Origin of the sequence: Pseudomonas sp. R11F, assembly GCF_050312575.1 — a bacterium.
Taxonomy (GTDB): domain Bacteria; phylum Pseudomonadota; class Gammaproteobacteria; order Pseudomonadales; family Pseudomonadaceae; genus Aquipseudomonas; species Aquipseudomonas palleroniana.
This window is the reverse complement of record NZ_JBNPJU010000006.1, coordinates 22,103-37,338: the sequence shown is the minus strand read 5'-3', so window position 1 is coordinate 37,338 and position 15,236 is coordinate 22,103. Positions and strand designations below refer to the sequence as shown.

At 50.9% G+C, this 15,236-nt stretch carries 14 protein-coding genes; all 14 read left to right on the top strand.

The genetic code is table 11. The features are described from left to right. Positions 1–4: 4 nt before the first annotated feature. The 14 genes from ACQRBV_RS01135 (at position 5) to ACQRBV_RS01070 (ending at position 15,227) form a co-directional block, all read left to right on the top strand. Positions 5–2,215: a bifunctional prephenate dehydrogenase/3-phosphoshikimate 1-carboxyvinyltransferase gene (locus ACQRBV_RS01135; RefSeq protein WP_060753318.1), complete on the top strand. Its 2,211-nt coding sequence runs from the start codon at positions 5–7 to the stop codon at positions 2,213–2,215. Next, positions 2,212–2,901 carry a (d)CMP kinase gene (cmk, locus tag ACQRBV_RS01130; RefSeq protein ID WP_003172653.1) on the top strand — a complete coding sequence of 230 codons (690 nt, stop codon included), beginning with the start codon at positions 2,212–2,214 and terminating at the stop codon, positions 2,899–2,901. Before ACQRBV_RS01135 ends, cmk begins: the two co-directional genes overlap by 4 nt. Positions 2,902–3,020: 119 nt before the next feature. Continuing rightward, the gene (gene rpsA, locus ACQRBV_RS01125; protein ID WP_060753210.1) at positions 3,021–4,706 is read left to right on the top strand and encodes a 30S ribosomal protein S1; all 1,686 of its coding nucleotides are present in this window, start codon (positions 3,021–3,023) and stop codon (positions 4,704–4,706) included. 161 nt (positions 4,707–4,867) lie between these two features. After that, complete coding sequence (locus ACQRBV_RS01120) at positions 4,868–5,152, top strand: hypothetical protein (protein ID WP_060753211.1); 285 nt, start codon at positions 4,868–4,870, stop codon at positions 5,150–5,152. A gap of 131 nt (positions 5,153–5,283) precedes the next feature. Beyond that, entirely contained in the window at positions 5,284–5,580 is a 297-nt protein-coding gene (gene ihfB / locus ACQRBV_RS01115; RefSeq protein ID WP_003189779.1) for an integration host factor subunit beta, read from the top strand. A 25-nt stretch (positions 5,581–5,605) separates the two neighbouring features. Further along, positions 5,606–5,848 (top strand): lipopolysaccharide assembly protein LapA domain-containing protein, encoded by a 243-nt coding sequence (locus ACQRBV_RS01110; protein WP_161548810.1) that lies wholly within the window; start codon positions 5,606–5,608, stop codon positions 5,846–5,848. A gap of 425 nt (positions 5,849–6,273) precedes the next feature. Beyond that, complete coding sequence (locus ACQRBV_RS01105) at positions 6,274–7,551, top strand: Wzz/FepE/Etk N-terminal domain-containing protein (protein WP_161548811.1); 1,278 nt, start codon at positions 6,274–6,276, stop codon at positions 7,549–7,551. 267 nt (positions 7,552–7,818) lie between these two features. Next, entirely contained in the window at positions 7,819–8,391 is a 573-nt protein-coding gene (locus ACQRBV_RS01100) for an acyltransferase (protein ID WP_161548812.1), read from the top strand. Then, on the top strand, positions 8,375–9,520 hold the full coding sequence (gene rffA / locus ACQRBV_RS01095) for a dTDP-4-amino-4,6-dideoxygalactose transaminase (protein WP_104996218.1): 1,146 nt from the start codon (positions 8,375–8,377) through the stop codon (positions 9,518–9,520). Before ACQRBV_RS01100 ends, rffA begins: the two co-directional genes overlap by 17 nt. Continuing rightward, complete coding sequence (locus tag ACQRBV_RS01090; protein WP_244384003.1) at positions 9,504–10,784, top strand: O-antigen translocase; 1,281 nt, start codon at positions 9,504–9,506, stop codon at positions 10,782–10,784. Before rffA ends, ACQRBV_RS01090 begins: the two co-directional genes overlap by 17 nt. After that, the gene (locus ACQRBV_RS01085; protein WP_161548813.1) at positions 10,769–11,899 is read left to right on the top strand and encodes an EpsG family protein; all 1,131 of its coding nucleotides are present in this window, start codon (positions 10,769–10,771) and stop codon (positions 11,897–11,899) included. Before ACQRBV_RS01090 ends, ACQRBV_RS01085 begins: the two co-directional genes overlap by 16 nt. A gap of 15 nt (positions 11,900–11,914) precedes the next feature. Next, positions 11,915–13,126 (top strand): glycosyltransferase family 4 protein, encoded by a 1,212-nt coding sequence (locus tag ACQRBV_RS01080; protein ID WP_104995871.1) that lies wholly within the window; start codon positions 11,915–11,917, stop codon positions 13,124–13,126. A 1-nt stretch (position 13,127) separates the two neighbouring features. Then, positions 13,128–14,360, top strand: coding sequence for a glycosyltransferase family 4 protein (locus tag ACQRBV_RS01075; protein WP_411984525.1), 1,233 nt, complete (start codon positions 13,128–13,130; stop codon positions 14,358–14,360). Between the two features lie 9 nt (positions 14,361–14,369). Beyond that, positions 14,370–15,227, top strand: coding sequence for a dTDP-4-dehydrorhamnose reductase family protein (locus ACQRBV_RS01070; protein ID WP_244384001.1), 858 nt, complete (start codon positions 14,370–14,372; stop codon positions 15,225–15,227). Positions 15,228–15,236: the final 9 nt, after the last annotated feature.

Here is a 15,236-nt window from a genome sequence, read left to right as displayed (position 1 = left end):
GCCTATGATCGGTCGCCTGGTGGTGGTTGGCCTGGGGTTGATCGGTGGCTCCTTCGCCAAGGGCCTGCGTGAAAGCGGGCTGTGCGGCGAAGTGGTCGGTGTGGACCTGGACCCGCAATCGCGCAAGCTGGCGGTTGAGCTGGGGGTGGTCGATCGCTGTGAGGCGGACCTGGCGCTCGCGTGCCAGGGCGCCGATGTGATCCAGCTCGCCGTGCCGATCCTGGCGATGGAGAAGTTGCTGGCGGTGCTCGCTGGTATGGATTTGGGGCAGGCGATCCTGACGGACGTCGGCAGTGCCAAGGGTAATGTGGTGCGCGCAGCGCAACTGGCCTTTGGCGGCATGCCGGCGCGCTTTGTGCCGGGCCATCCGATTGCCGGTTCCGAGCAGAGCGGGGTAGAGGCGTCCAATGCGCAGCTGTTCCGCCGGCACAAGGTGATCCTGACGCCGCTTGAGCAAACCGATCCGGCAGCCCTGGCTGTAGTCGATCGTCTTTGGCGCGAGTTGGGTGCGGATGTCGAACATATGCAGGTCGAGCGCCACGACGAAGTGCTGGCGGCAACCAGTCATTTGCCCCATCTGCTGGCTTTTGGCCTGGTGGATTCTTTGGCCAAGCGTAACGAGAACCTCGATATTTTCCGTTACGCCGCGGGTGGTTTCCGTGATTTCACGCGTATTGCCGGCAGTGACCCGGTGATGTGGCACGACATCTTCCTGGCCAACCGCGAAGCGGTGCTGCGCACCCTGGACACTTTCCGCAGTGATCTCGACGCCTTGCGCGACGCGGTTGATGCGGGGGATGGTCATCAATTATTGGGCGTGTTTACCCGCGCGCGGGTGGCGCGTGAGCATTTCAGCAAGATCCTGGCTCGCCGGGCTTACATGGATGCGGCTGTGAACACTGATGAGCTGACGTTTCTGGCCGACCCGGGCGGCCGCTTGAGCGGCAGTATCCGGGTGCCGGGCGACAAGTCGATTTCCCATCGGTCGATCATGCTGGGTTCATTGGCTGAAGGCGTGACGGAAGTCGAAGGTTTCCTTGAGGGCGAAGATGCCCTGGCGACCTTGCAGGCTTTTCGTGACATGGGCGTGGTCATTGAAGGGCCGCACCATGGGCGCGTGACCATTCATGGTGTCGGCTTGCATGGCCTGAAGCCTGCGCCGGGGCCGATCTACCTGGGGAATTCGGGGACGTCGATGCGCCTGCTGTCCGGGCTGCTGGCGGCGCAAAGCTTTGACAGTGTGTTGACGGGTGACGCCTCCCTGTCGAAGCGCCCAATGAGTCGCGTGGCGACGCCGCTGCGGGAGATGGGCGCGGTGATCGAGACCGGGCCGCAAGGCTGTCCGCCGCTGACCATTCATGGTGGTCAGGTGCTCAAGGGCGTGGCCTATTCAATGCCAATGGCCAGTGCGCAGGTCAAGTCCTGCCTGCTGCTGGCAGGTCTGTATGCCGAGGGTCAGACTTCAGTGACCGAGCCGGCGCCAACCCGTGATCACACCGAGCGCATGCTGCGCGGTTTTGGCTATCCGGTGTCGGTGGCAGGGGCTACGGCATCGGTAGAGTCGGGCCATGCGCTGGTTGCAACCCGTATCGAAGTGCCGGGGGATATTTCCTCGGCGGCGTTTTTCCTGGTGGCGGCTTCGATTGCCGAGGGTTCCGAGCTGTTGCTGGAGCATGTCGGCGTCAATCCGACGCGTACCGGGGTGATCGATATCCTGCGGTTGATGGGGGCGGACATCACCCTGGAAAATCCGCGTGAAGTCGGTGGTGAACCGGTTGCTGACCTGCGTGTGCGTTCGGCTGCACTCAAGGGGATCGAGATTCCCGAGGCGTTGGTGCCGCTGGCTATCGATGAGTTTCCGGTGCTGTTTATCGCGGCGGCCTGCGCCGAAGGGCGAACCGTGTTGCGCGGTGCGCAGGAGCTGCGTGTGAAAGAGTCTGATCGCATTCAGGTCATGGCCGACGGTCTGCTTGCGCTGGGGGTGAAGTGTGAACCGACCCCCGATGGGATTATCATTGACGCAGGTTTGATGGGCGGTGGTGAAGTGCATGCCCAGGGTGATCATCGGATTGCCATGGCGTTCAGTGTGGCTTCCTTACGGGCGGCCGCACCGATTCGTATCCGTGACTGCGCCAACGTTGCTACATCTTTTCCGAATTTTCTTACATTGTGTGCCCAAGTCGGCATCCGTGTTGCCCAAGAGGCTCAATTGTGAATATCAAAGCACCGGTGATTACCATCGACGGGCCAAGTGGCTCGGGCAAAGGCACGATCGCTGGCATCCTGGCCAAGCGGCTGGGCTGGTGCCTGCTGGATTCCGGCGCGCTGTACCGCTTGCTGGCGTTTGCTGCACGCAACCATGGCGTCGACCTGACCAACGAAGAATCCTTGAAGCTGCTGGCGGCGCACCTTGATGTGCAGTTCGTCGGCGCGACGGAGGGGCATCCCCAGCGGATCATCCTGGAAGGGGATGATGTGACCGACGACCTGCGTAACGAGCAGGTAGGTTCCTGGGCCTCCCAGGTTGCCGCGTTGCCGGCAGTGCGTGATGCATTGCTCCAGCGCCAGCGGGCGTTTCAAGAGCCCCCGGGCCTGGTGGCCGATGGCCGTGACATGGGCACGGTAGTATTTCCCGAGGCGCCGCTGAAGATTTTCCTGACTGCCAGCGCCGAGGAGCGGGCTCGTCGGCGCTACTTGCAGTTGAAGGGAAAAGTCGATGGTGTTAGTCTGTCGAGTCTGCTAGATGAGATCCGTGCGCGCGATGAGCGTGATACCCAGCGTGCAGTAGCCCCGCTCAAGCCGGCGGCTGATGCAATACAGCTGGATTCCACGGAGTTGTCCATCGAGCAGGTGCTGGAACGCATCTTGAGTGAAATCGCCATTCGCGATATCGCCGGGTGACCAAGAAGGCTGCAGGGGACCAGTCATAGTCCTGTAGTGCTTCTTTTAATTGAAACTGACCCACACCGTCTGGGGTGTGGAGATGGGCGTATTCTTCGCCCTTATCAACAGGAATTAAAATGAGCGAAAGCTTTGCGGAACTCTTTGAAGAAAGCCTAAAAACCCTGAACCTTCAGGCAGGCTCCATCATCACCGGTGTTATCGTTGATATCGATTACCAAGCTCGCTGGGTAACCGTTCACGCTGGTCTGAAGTCTGAAGCTCTGATCCCGCTGGAACAGTTCTACAACGATGCTGGTGACCTGACTATCAATGTCGGTGACGAAGTTCACGTTGCTCTGGACTCGGTTGAAGACGGTTTCGGTGAAACCAAGCTGTCCCGTGAAAAAGCCAAGCGCGCTGAATGCTGGATTGTTCTCGAAGCAGCCTTCGCAGCTGAAGAAGTGGTCAAGGGCGTTATCAACGGTAAGGTTAAAGGCGGCTTCACTGTCGACGTTAACGGCATCCGTGCGTTCCTGCCAGGTTCTTTGGTCGACGTTCGTCCAGTGCGCGACACCACGCACCTGGAAGGCAAAGAACTCGAATTCAAGGTCATCAAACTCGACCAGAAGCGCAACAACGTTGTCGTTTCCCGTCGCAGCGTCCTGGAAGCAGAGAACTCCGCCGAGCGTGAAGCTCTGCTGGAATCCCTGCAGGAAGGCCAGCAAGTCAAAGGTATCGTCAAGAACCTCACCGATTACGGCGCATTCGTCGATCTGGGTGGCGTCGATGGCCTGCTGCACATTACCGACATGGCTTGGAAGCGTATCAAGCATCCTTCCGAAATCGTCAATGTTGGCGACGAGATCGATGTCAAGGTTCTGAAGTACGATCGTGAGCGTAACCGCGTTTCCCTGGGCTTGAAGCAGCTGGGCGAAGATCCATGGGTTGCTATCAAAGCTCGTTACCCAGAAAGCACTCGCGTAACTGCGCGTGTAACCAACCTGACCGACTACGGCTGCTTCGCTGAGCTGGAAGAAGGCGTGGAAGGCCTGGTACACGTTTCCGAAATGGACTGGACCAACAAGAACATCCACCCTTCGAAAGTCGTACAAGTCGGCGACGAAGTGGAAGTTATGGTTCTGGACATCGACGAAGAGCGTCGTCGTATCTCCCTGGGCATCAAGCAGTGCAAATCTAACCCATGGGAAGATTTCTCTGGCCAGTTCAACAAGGGCGATAAAATCTCCGGCACCATCAAGTCGATCACCGATTTCGGTATCTTCATTGGTCTGGACGGCGGCATCGACGGCCTGGTTCACCTGTCCGACATCTCCTGGAACGAAGTGGGCGAAGAAGCTGTTCGTCGTTTCAAGAAGGGCGACGAGCTGGACACCGTTATCCTGTCGGTTGACCCAGAGCGCGAGCGCATCTCCCTGGGCATCAAGCAACTGGAAAGCGACCCGTTCTCTGAATACGTTCAGGACAACGACAAAGGCGCGATCGTTAAAGGCACTGTGAAAGAAGTTGACGCCAAAGGCGCCATCATCGTTCTGGCCGACGATATCGAAGCGACTCTGAAAGCCTCCGAAATCAGCCGTGACCGCGTTGAAGACGCGCGCAACGTTCTGAAAGAAGGCCAGGAAGTAGAAGCCAAGATCATCAGCGTTGACCGCAAGAGCCGCGTGATCCAGCTCTCCATCAAGTCGAAAGACGATGCTGAAGAGAAAGAAGCGATCCAGAACTTGAAAGCTGCTCCAGAAGCTGAAAGTACTGACACCACCATGGCGGCACTGCTGCGCCAGGCAATGGCTAAGCAGAACTAAGTTCTGTAAAGCTATAGAAAAAGGGCGACTTCGGTCGCCCTTTTTTGTGCCTGAAATTCGTTGAATCAACAACAGAGAGTTGAGGTCTACAGCCCAGGATGGGAACTGGCTATAGTTTTCAGGAGTATGACTGTTCTGTTGTTTTTTCAATAAGGAATTAAATGAAGAGGCTGATCGTAGTGCTTGCGGTAGCGATGCTCGTGGGGTGTTCTGCCACTAGCGCCAAGACTCACGCCAAGCGCGGGGTGAGTGGCATAGAGATCGACTGCTCAGGGCTTGGTTCTGGCTGGGACAAGTGCGAAAAGCGCGCTGCGCGCGAGTGTAAGGCGCAAGGCTACAAGGTCGTCACTCGGTCCAGTGATGCCAAGGATGAAGAGGGCGACTACCTGTTTGGGTGGAACCCTGCCGGCGCGGTAACGCGTACCATGCTGGTCATCTGCAACTGAGGTCGTAAGGTGTGTTTGCAGGTGTCCGTCGTACCTGGAGATAAGTCACCGTATGGGCTGTTCAAATTCATCAAGTCATGCTAAAACCTTCGGAGCGCTTTTCCTAGCTGCTTGAAAAAGAAGGGAAAAATATGACGAAGTCGGAGTTGATCGAACGTATTGTCACCCATCAAGGGCTGCTCTCATCCAAGGATGTGGAGTTGGCCATCAAGACCATGCTTGAGCAAATGTCCCAGTGCCTGGCTACCGGAGATCGTATCGAGATCCGAGGCTTTGGCAGTTTCTCATTGCACTACCGTGCGCCGCGTGTTGGCCGTAACCCAAAGACCGGTCAGTCCGTCAGTCTCGACGGTAAGTTTGTTCCCCATTTCAAACCGGGCAAGGAATTGCGCGATCGGGTGAACGAAGAAGAGGAAGAAGGCGTCTGAGTCTTTTTGGGGTTAGGAGAAGGTTATGCGTGGGTTTAAGCGCGTTGTGCTGCTATTGGTTGTACTGGTTGCAGTCCTAGCTGTCTTGGGTTTTGTGCTGGAAAACCAGCAGGGTGTTTCTCTCTCATTCCTAGGCTGGGCAACTGTGCAGATGCCGGTAGCGGTATTTGTCGTGTTGGCATTGATTGCTGGGATGCTGATAGGGCCGCTATTGGGGGTTGTGGTTGGTGGTCGCCGACGTAAAGCGGTGCCTGCGGAGCGTGGCTAAGAGCGATTCTTTTGCTTTTATGCGTTCGGCATGTCGGGCTTAGGCGCCGTCTGTCAGAAAATCTTCTTCATGCATTTTGATTGTCGCGCGGTCTCGTGATTTTGCCGGGCTGGTAGGTTGCTAGTCGGGTCGCGATATTGTGCGCTTGTCTCCTCGCTTGATGTCTCTCTTTGCTCCGGGCCTAGTTTTCCTACAAGCTTATGAACTGTATCTCTCGCCAGTCAGGAATCATCCTACGGCTCTGTCAAGACTTGTAATATGTCAGGGAGATGGCAGAATGGAATCTGTTCTCGATAACGGGCATTTTGTGCGCTCAAAATTTGGCAGAGACGCCGGGTTTTGACGGTCATATAACTAAAATAATAAATACATAAAATTGTCTGCATAACGAGCCCGCAGTTTCTCTTTGAAGGCAGGTTTTTGTTGTGAGTAGTAGTTTTCGCGCGCCCTCGCTTTATCCCTCTGACGAAATAAATCTCGTCGCGCTTTTTCAGACTGTCAAGCAGCAAAAAAAGCTTATTGTCTTGGTGACTTCTGGCTTCGTGCTTCTTGCTGCCGCCTACGCCTTTTTAGCGACTCCGGAGTATCAAGTCAGCAGCGTGCTAAGGCCGGTTGCAATCAACGAGTTGGATGCATTGAATCGCTCAGAGGTCTACAAGCTCCCTCCAGGCGAAGCGCTGGCCAAGCTGGGAGCGTCCCTGGAGTCATATGAGACTCGTTTGGGGTTCTTTAGGGAAAATCAACCGCTGTTCAGTGAATTTGAGCGCCCAGGGCGTACGCTTGAGCAGAGCTTCGAGGAGTTCAATCGAGACTCGATAAACTTGATTTTGCCTGATCCAAAAAAAGCGGATTCTTTAAGTGCTTATATCCGGCTTGAAATGAATTATCCGAAAGGCGTTGATGGTGTAACTATCCTCAATAACTTTGTGCAATACGCTATACAAAGTGAGAGAAAACAGATAGCGGCTGATTTGAATGTTATTGTTAAAAACCGTCTAAATGAGATTTCTGGAAAGTTTAATGCTGCTCGCGCCAGTTATGAAACCAATAAGGAAGCCAAGATAGCTTCATTGCTCGAGGCGGATAATATTAAGCGTGCGCGGTTGCAGGATGAACTTAAAGCGTTGCGCGCTCAACTCAAGACACTGCGCGTCGATCGCATCGCACAATTGAACGAAGCGATTGGTATTGCCCGATCATTGGGGATTGTTAAGCCAACCACACCTTCTTCGCTTGGTGATGTAGCCCGGACTGGCTCAAGCAGCGTAATGCGCACAGAGATCAATAATCAGCAGATACCGCTCTATTTTATGGGCGTGGATGCACTTGAAGCTGAACGCCGTGCGCTTGCTCAACGAGGTTCCGACGATTTTTCCGAAGCTCGTATAGCTCAAATTGCCAAAGAGTTGCAGTTGCTTCAGTCCAACCGAGAAGTCGAGGTGCTGAAGAGTCGTGAGAATGAAGATATTTTTCTCGCTGATGTCGAACCGCTGCGCGCCGAAATGGCTCGTTTGCGCAATCTGAACATTGATATGGATAATCTCAAGCTGGTCTCTATAGACCGTGCCGCACTGGAGCCTTTGAGTGCATACAAACCCAAAAAAGCTTTTATCATTGGTGGCGGTTTGATAGCAGGCTTGGTGTTAAGTATAGCCTTGGCCCTATTCCGTTCTGTCTTGCGGGTGAGGACGGAAATTAAGTAGTGCGTGCGCGGTCAAAACCACCCCATGCAGCATGAGCGGAAATCCGGCTATGATGGGAGGCTGCGATTTTCTGGCTGGCACTGGCCATTTGGCCGTGCCTTTTTGACGGTGACTGAAGCGGCGTGAGCGCTTGGTGATTATGCTATTGCCTTTGCGTAAAAATGTCTAAAATCGCCATCAGATTTCAGAAGGCCGAACAGCGCTATGGGGCGTTGCGGTAAGGTCACTGAAGAAATCCTGGCCGTGTGGGCTACTTGTAGGGAATTTATGGCATATTTATCAAACGATCAGTTAGCTAAAATGGGGTTTAAGAGCCTCGGCAAAGAGGTCAAGATCAGCGATCGTGCCAGTATTTATAACGCTGATGAAATGGAAATTGGCGACTTTTCTAGGATTGATGACTTTTGTGTTATCTCTGGGAAAGTAAAGCTTGGCAAGTTTAATCATATAACCCCAATGTGCCTTATCGCCGGTGGAACACCCGGTGTTTTTTTGGATGATTTTTGCACGCTGGCATATGGAGTTAAAGTGTTTTCTCAGTCTGATGACTACAGTGGGGAAACGCTGACCAATTCCCTCGTTCCCAAAAAATACAAGAAAGAAGTGTTTTCGGCAGTTCATCTGCACAAGCATGTCATCGTAGGTGCTGGAGCCGTTATATTTCCAGGCGTAGACGTGGCCGAAGGTTGTGCCATCGGAGCGATGGCGCTCCTGACTAAAAGCACAGATGCCTGGGGTATCTATGCTGGTATCCCTGCGAAAAGGGTCAAAGAACGAAAGAAAGATTTACTTCAATTAGAAAAAGAATTTAACGGTGAGCATGATGAAAATTCCATTTAATAAACCGCCTTATACAGGTAATGAAGATCAATACGTGACCCAGGCGATGCGCAGCGCCAAAATGTCGGGCGATGGTGATTTTACCGTTAGTTGCCAGCGCTGGTTTGAGGAAACGTTTTCCTGTGAAAAGGCGCTCCTGACCCCTTCATGCACCCAAGCGCTCGAAATGGCCGCTATCTTGATTGATATTCAGCCGGGCGATGAAGTCATCATGCCTAGCTTTACTTTTGTCAGTACGGCGAATGCATTCGTATTGCGCGGGGCAAAGATTGTATTTGTCGATATTCGCCCAGATACGATGAATATTGATGAAACCCTGATCGAAGCTGCGATTACTGAAAATACCAAGGCGATCGTACCCGTTCATTATGCCGGCATTGCCTGTGAAATGGATGTGATCATGGACATTGCGCAGCGCCACGGCCTGTTTGTCGTGGAGGACGCCGCACAGGGCATGATGTCCACGTATAAAGGTCGTAAGTTGGGCACTATAGGCCATTTGGCGGCCTATAGTTTTCATGAAACAAAAAACTATACGAGTGGCGGTGAAGGAGGATTGTTGCTGATCAATGACAAGCGTTTCATTGGTCGCGCTGAGATTATCCGCGAAAAAGGCACCAATCGTAGCCAGTTTTTTAGAGGCATGATTGATAAATATACTTGGGTTGATATTGGGAGTAGTTATCTTCCAGGCGAGTTACAGGCGGCCTATCTGTTTGGTCAACTTGAACGTGCCGATGTAATCAATGACTTCAGATTAAGTGTTTGGCAGCGGTATAACGCTTCGTTGTCGGGGTTGGTGGCAGAAGGTTTGATTGAGACACCGACTACGCCAAGTGACTGTGTCGGTAATGCCCATATGTTTTACATTAAAGTAAAAAATATCAAGGCTCGCACAGCCTGTATTAAACACTTAAATGCAGCTGGGGTCGGTGCAGTATTCCACTATGTACCTCTGCACAGCGCTCCAGCAGGCGTCGTATTGGGGCGGTTTGCTGGTGAAGATCGTTTTACTACCCAGGAAAGTGAGCGCCTGATTCGTTTGCCTATCTGGTACGGCATGTCAGATGCCGAAGTGCAGCACGTAATTGACTCCGTAATAGGAGCCGTTGATGCCGCCGGCCGGTAAATTAAACAACGCAGGTAGTGGCATGTTGGCCGGCGCTTTTTTTACGAGCGCCGCCCAAGCATCTAAAATACTTGTTGGGTTTTGCATACTCAAGCTGATTGCTTTTTACCTGGGTGCAGATGGCTTGGGTAAATTGGGTCATTTCATGAGTCTGGTATCGATTGCCGTCCTATTGGCCGGCGGCGGAATTAGCCATGGTGTGATTAAGTACGTTGCGGAGTTCAAGAATAATCGATTCAAATTGGATCGATTGTTTTCGACATCGGTTTTTTATGCCGCAGGTTTTTGTGTTGTTTCGTTATTGCTGTTAGGAGTATTTTCGGAAAGGATATCTGCATTTGTTTTTGGAGAGGCTGAATATTATTGGGTGGTTTTACTGCTTGCGTTTTCTCAGCTATTTTTTGCATTTAATATTTTGTTTTCCGGCTTTTTCAACGGTCTGGGAAAGTTAAAAGTTAATGCAATGGTTCAAGTCGTTTCCAATCTACTTGCACTTCCCGTCATCTGGTGGTTGATTTACGCATTTGGCTTACCCGGCGCCGCTATCGCCATGTTGGCAATATTTTCCATACCTGTGCTTATTTCCCCGATTTTTCTAAGGGGATTACCACTGGTGAGGATGCTCAAATGGCGCAGGTTCGACATGCCCCTCGCCAAGAGTTTTTCCAGGTTCGGGCTGATGCTACTGGTCAGCGCAGTGATGTTCCCGGTCGTGGAAATTGTCATCAGGGAGTCGCTTATCACGCAGGTAGGTTATTCTGAAGCGGGGATTTGGCAAGGCAGCATAAAATTATCGAGCGCGTATATCGGTTTTTTCAGCGTCTTCCTGGCTTCTTATTTCATGCCCATGATTTCGGCCATTCAGGACAAGGGGCTCATCACTACCCACGTTGTGAAATTCATGCTGCTGGTGATGGCAGTATTTTTGGCGGGAGGGAGCGTCTTGTACTTCGGACGTCACTTTTTTATTCCGCTGTTGCTGTCTTCTGAATTCCACGATCTGGAAAACTTCATCATATTTCAATTAATCGGTGACTTTTTTAAGGTGGCCGCTTATGTCGTCGGTTTTGTTGCTGTTGCGAAAGCGGCGACAAAGTTGTACATCCTGTCTGAGGTAGTACAGGCACTTCTATTTGTCGGGTTGACATTTTCTGTGGGGAGAGATGTAGGTGGCGTCCACGGCGTCATGTATTCCTATATGCTGGCCTATATTATTTTCTTTGTGATTTCCATCGTTGGCTTTGTTTATTGGGCGCGCAGATAATGGGGTTGGAATTTGTACTCCCGTTGTACCTCGTATTTGGATTCTTAGTAATCGTTGCGGCGTTTGACGTGCTTAGTGATCGGCGCCTGCCGTCTGTGGTCATATCAGTCCTGATGGGGGCCCCCCTGATACTGTTAGCGACGTTGAGAGCAGCAGGTGTGGGGAGCGATGACCTCGCTTACTTGCAGATGGCGAATGAAATTCCGTCGTTATTGGATTGTAAAAATATTTACTGTGATTACAGCTACTCGACATTTAATGTCGAGTTTGGCTTTTTCATGTTTCTCTCCTTGTTGGCGGTGATTGGAAAAAACTCGTTTGTCTTGTTTGGGTTCAGTTCGCTGTTTGCGGTAGTGCTCAATATAAGAAGTATACGGTACTTTTCTCCTTATTTCGCTTTGGGTGTTTTGGTCTATTTTACACATTTTTATCTTGCAAAAGAATTGAATGCAATACGCTTGGGTATTGCCTCCGGATTGCTATTTTTAGCAGCGATGTATTTGCATAGACAACGTTACATGAAGCTGGCATTTTATGTTATTGCTGCCACTTTGGTGCACGTTTCATCGGTATTTTTCATTATCCCCCTTTCGCTTTATAAGATGAAGCCAAAAAGGATTTTGTACTTGTTCGTCAGTGTCATACTTGTCTTGATGGCAATGCTGATTGACTTTAAATCAGTGCTGCGCCAAGCGGCACTGTTTGGGTTTGTAGGCGAAAAAATTGAACTTTATCTTAATGCTGACATGTACAGTTACGCGTTGCCGTTGTTTGATATGGTTAATATAAAAAATTTATTAATCATATTGCTTTCGCTGATATGTTGGCGAAAGTTGGAGGTGCGCTATCCCACCTTTAATCTGGTTTTCTGCATGTTTTATTGTGCTGCTTTCTTTCGGATTGTGCTGGGTGATTTCGCCATTTTGGCCGGGCGTGGGTATGCAAGCATATCGATGTTTGAATATGTTTTGCTTCCAATGATTGCTGTTCATCTGCTCGGCAGGAAGCTCGGATTTTTGGCGGTTTGTCTTTATGCTTTTGGAACGTTGTACCTGAACTTGAGTACTAACTCGGGCTGGACGGGCGGGTCTGAAGTGTTTTTTGATTTTCTATGATTTTCTGGTGAGTTTATGAAGAACATTCTGTTTGTGATGGGCGGGTTGGCCATTGGTGGGGTTGAGACCTACGTTGTCCGGCTGGCGAAGTATCTCAGTCTGGCGGGACATAAGGTCACCGTGACGCTGCTCTCAAACAAGAGTGACGCCGGTCTGTTCGAGGAACTATCTCGCTACGCGACCGTCAATGTCGTGGAACACGTGCCTTTCTTTTCGGCATCAAGTTGGATTAACGCACTTATTCCTGCAAAAAAAGATCAGGCCCATTACGACATTGTGCATGTGGTAGATATTTTAACGTTGGCATATGTTTTTCTTAATAAGTCACGTCTTCGTTTTACAGCATTAAGTATTGGTATTTACCATTCCAAAGAAATTTGCTGGTGGCGTGGGCGAGATATCTATTTCAGAAGGAAGATGCTAGAGCTCTATGATCGCAATGTGGAGTTGACGCTGTTTCCGAACGAAAGGACCGCTGAGATGGCGTCTGCATTTGCCAATGTCGAAGTGAGCAATTTAGATATTCTGCCACTGGGTATTTCCTTTGAGAGCTATGCCAATCGACGTCCGCTGCAGTCTTCTCTGCGGATTGTTTCAGTAGGCCGTCTGGTTGATTTTAAGGTCTATAACAAACATGTGATTTCACAGCTGGCCGAGCTGCGCAAACAGGCCGATTTTGAGTACTTTATTTATGGTGATGGCCCTGAGCGAGCGGCTCTTGAGTCTTTGGCGCAGGCGTGTGGTGTCGGTAAATATGTGCATTTCAAAGGGGAGGTGGAGTATGCAGAGCTTCCCTCTATCCTCGAGGGCGCTTTTTGTTTCGTTGGCTCAGGCACAACAATTATTGAAGCGTCGGCCGCCGGTATTCCTTCTGTAGTGGGCATTGAATCCATAGAGGAGCCATTGACCTGCGGATTGTTTTCGGATGTTTCTGGCTACTCGTACAATGAAGCGACGGCTACAACTGTACGGGTGGGCATTCTAGATACTATTGCCATGTTGCAGGCTCTAAATCCAGAGCAGTACTTGGAAGTCTCTAACCAACATCGCGTAAAGGCAAAATCATTTGATATCGTCGAAACGTCGGATAAGTTTGTTGAGCTGTCAAGTCGTAAGCCGTCATTTGATATGAAAATGAATCGTTGGGTTGCAATGTTTTCGTTTTTTAAGTCGGTGGTCGTACAGGGCCCGCGTGGGCTGAAATCCAGATTTGATAGTGTGAATTGATATGTCTTTGAATATTGCGATTGTGACTCAGTATTTTTATCCTGAGAGCTTTATTATCAATGATATTGTCGAGGAGTTGGCGGCGTTAGGTCATGACGTGGAAGTTTTCACGGGGCAGCCGAACTATCCGGAGGGTGAAACCTACGAAGGTTATGATCAAAATGCGTGCAGTGAGCATCTGTATAGGGATTCGATAAAGGTTCATCGGGCCCCGTTGAGGCCAAGAAAGGCCGGAGGCGCCAAGAACTTGGTGCTCAATTATCTGTCGTTCGTGACCAATGGGATCAGGTTCTTCCCCAAAAAAAATGCCGGCAAGCAGTTTGATGCAATCATAGTATTCGCCGTTTCACCCATTACTGCGGCCATTCCAGCGATTGTCCTGAAGCGATCCAGTGGCGCCCACTTGATGGTGTGGGTGCAAGACCTATGGCCGGAAACCCTTAAGGCCACTGGATTCATTAAAAATCCTTTCTTGCTCAAGATCGTGGGGCTTCTTGTACGTTTTATTTATGCGCAGACTGATACCATCCTGGTTCAGTCCGAAGCCTTCGTCTCCTCGGCATCAAAGTATGCCGCTAAAGACAAGATTGTTTACTACCCCAATTCTTACCGTGTTCCATCGGTCGATGTGGAAGCGACGGACCGACTACCGCTTGAAATCAACCAATTATTATCATCCAATTTCTGTGTGGTTTTCGCTGGTAACCTGGGCTTCGCTCAGTCTTTGGAAACCATTATTGATGCTGCCAAAGCTTTAGGCCATTTGGATTGCAAAATAGTCGTGGTGGGTAGTGGCAGTCGGCTTGAGTGGATGCGTGAGCAGAAACGCCAACATCACTTGGACAATCTGGAGCTGGTGGGGCGGCTACCATCGTCATTGATGCCCGAGTTGTTTTCCAAGAGCGAAGCATTGCTGGTCACGCTCAAGCGCGACGAAATATTCACTTTGACTATACCCAGCAAGGTCCAGGCGTATATGGCGGCCGGTAAGCCTATTCTGGCTGCGTTGGATGGTGAAGGCGCTAGAGTCGTCGCTCAGGCGGGAGCAGGGCTTTGTTCGCCGGCTGAGGACGCTGCCGCGCTGGCCAGGAATATAGAGATGCTGCATGCGGCAGCTCTGGAAAAAAGAGCCGCTTATGGGGCGGCAGGCTTTAGTTTTTTCTGTAATAATTACGAGATGAAGAACCAGTGCCGTCGGTTGGTCCAAATTATTAAAGAACGTGCGAACTCTTAGAGATTAATGATGAAGATATTAGTGCTTGGCGTGACGGGGATGTTAGGGAGTGCTGTATTCAAGTACATTGCCAATCACACCGAACATAGTGTGTTCGGCACTATGCGTGGAAAAGGAGGGGCGAAGCACTTTGAAGAGAAGCATAGAGATCACTTCTATTCTGATATAGATGTTCTTGATTATGAGTCATTAGTCGGTGTGTTCGAGAAAAATCGCCCGGACGTTGTCATAAACTGTGTAGGCCTGATCAAGCAGTTGGCTCAAGCCAAAGACCCGCTGTCAACGTTGCCATTGAATTCGATGTTGCCGCATCGATTGTCAAAGCTATGCAAGTTGACGGGGGCTCGTCTCGTTCATATTAGTACCGATTGCGTATTTACCGGTGCCAAAGGCATGTATGTTGAGTCGGATCTGTCCGATGCGGAAGACTTGTATGGCAAATCTAAGTTTATCGGTGAGCTGCATGATGAAGAGCATGCGATTACTTTGCGAACCTCTATTATTGGTCACGAGCTGGCCAGTTGCTCCTCTCTGGTTGATTGGTTCCTATCTCAGGAAGGGGCAGTGAAAGGCTTCACGAAAGCGATTTTCTCCGGCGTACCCACCGCAGAGCTGGCGCGCATCATTGTTGATTTTGTGTTGCCTCACAAGGAATTGTTCGGGCTTTACCATGTGTCCGTTGCACCTATTGACAAGTTCACCTTGCTGAATGAAATCGCCAAAGTCTATGAGAAGAATATTGACATCGTAGCTGATGAACAATTGGTTATTGACCGCTCTCTGGATTCGACACGTTTTCGTGAAGCAGTCGGTTATGTGCCACCGGCCTGGCCGGATCTTATTAAGTTTATGCGCGCTCAGCGATAATTTAGGAGT

Coding starts and splice junctions, on each gene's coding strand:
- ACQRBV_RS01100 (WP_161548812.1), top strand. CDS start 7,819: ATGGCATATTTATCAAACGATCAGTTAGCTAAAATGGGGTTTAAGAGC.
- rffA (WP_104996218.1), top strand. CDS start 8,375: ATGAAAATTCCATTTAATAAACCGCCTTATACAGGTAATGAAGATCAA.
- ACQRBV_RS01080 (WP_104995871.1), top strand. CDS start 11,915: ATGAAGAACATTCTGTTTGTGATGGGCGGGTTGGCCATTGGTGGGGTT.
- ACQRBV_RS01075 (WP_411984525.1), top strand. CDS start 13,128: ATGTCTTTGAATATTGCGATTGTGACTCAGTATTTTTATCCTGAGAGC.
- ACQRBV_RS01070 (WP_244384001.1), top strand. CDS start 14,370: ATGAAGATATTAGTGCTTGGCGTGACGGGGATGTTAGGGAGTGCTGTA.
- ACQRBV_RS01110 (WP_161548810.1), top strand. CDS start 5,606: ATGCGTGGGTTTAAGCGCGTTGTGCTGCTATTGGTTGTACTGGTTGCA.
- ACQRBV_RS01120 (WP_060753211.1), top strand. CDS start 4,868: ATGAAGAGGCTGATCGTAGTGCTTGCGGTAGCGATGCTCGTGGGGTGT.
- ACQRBV_RS01090 (WP_244384003.1), top strand. CDS start 9,504: ATGCCGCCGGCCGGTAAATTAAACAACGCAGGTAGTGGCATGTTGGCC.
- rpsA (WP_060753210.1), top strand. CDS start 3,021: ATGAGCGAAAGCTTTGCGGAACTCTTTGAAGAAAGCCTAAAAACCCTG.
- ihfB (WP_003189779.1), top strand. CDS start 5,284: ATGACGAAGTCGGAGTTGATCGAACGTATTGTCACCCATCAAGGGCTG.
- ACQRBV_RS01135 (WP_060753318.1), top strand. CDS start 5: ATGATCGGTCGCCTGGTGGTGGTTGGCCTGGGGTTGATCGGTGGCTCC.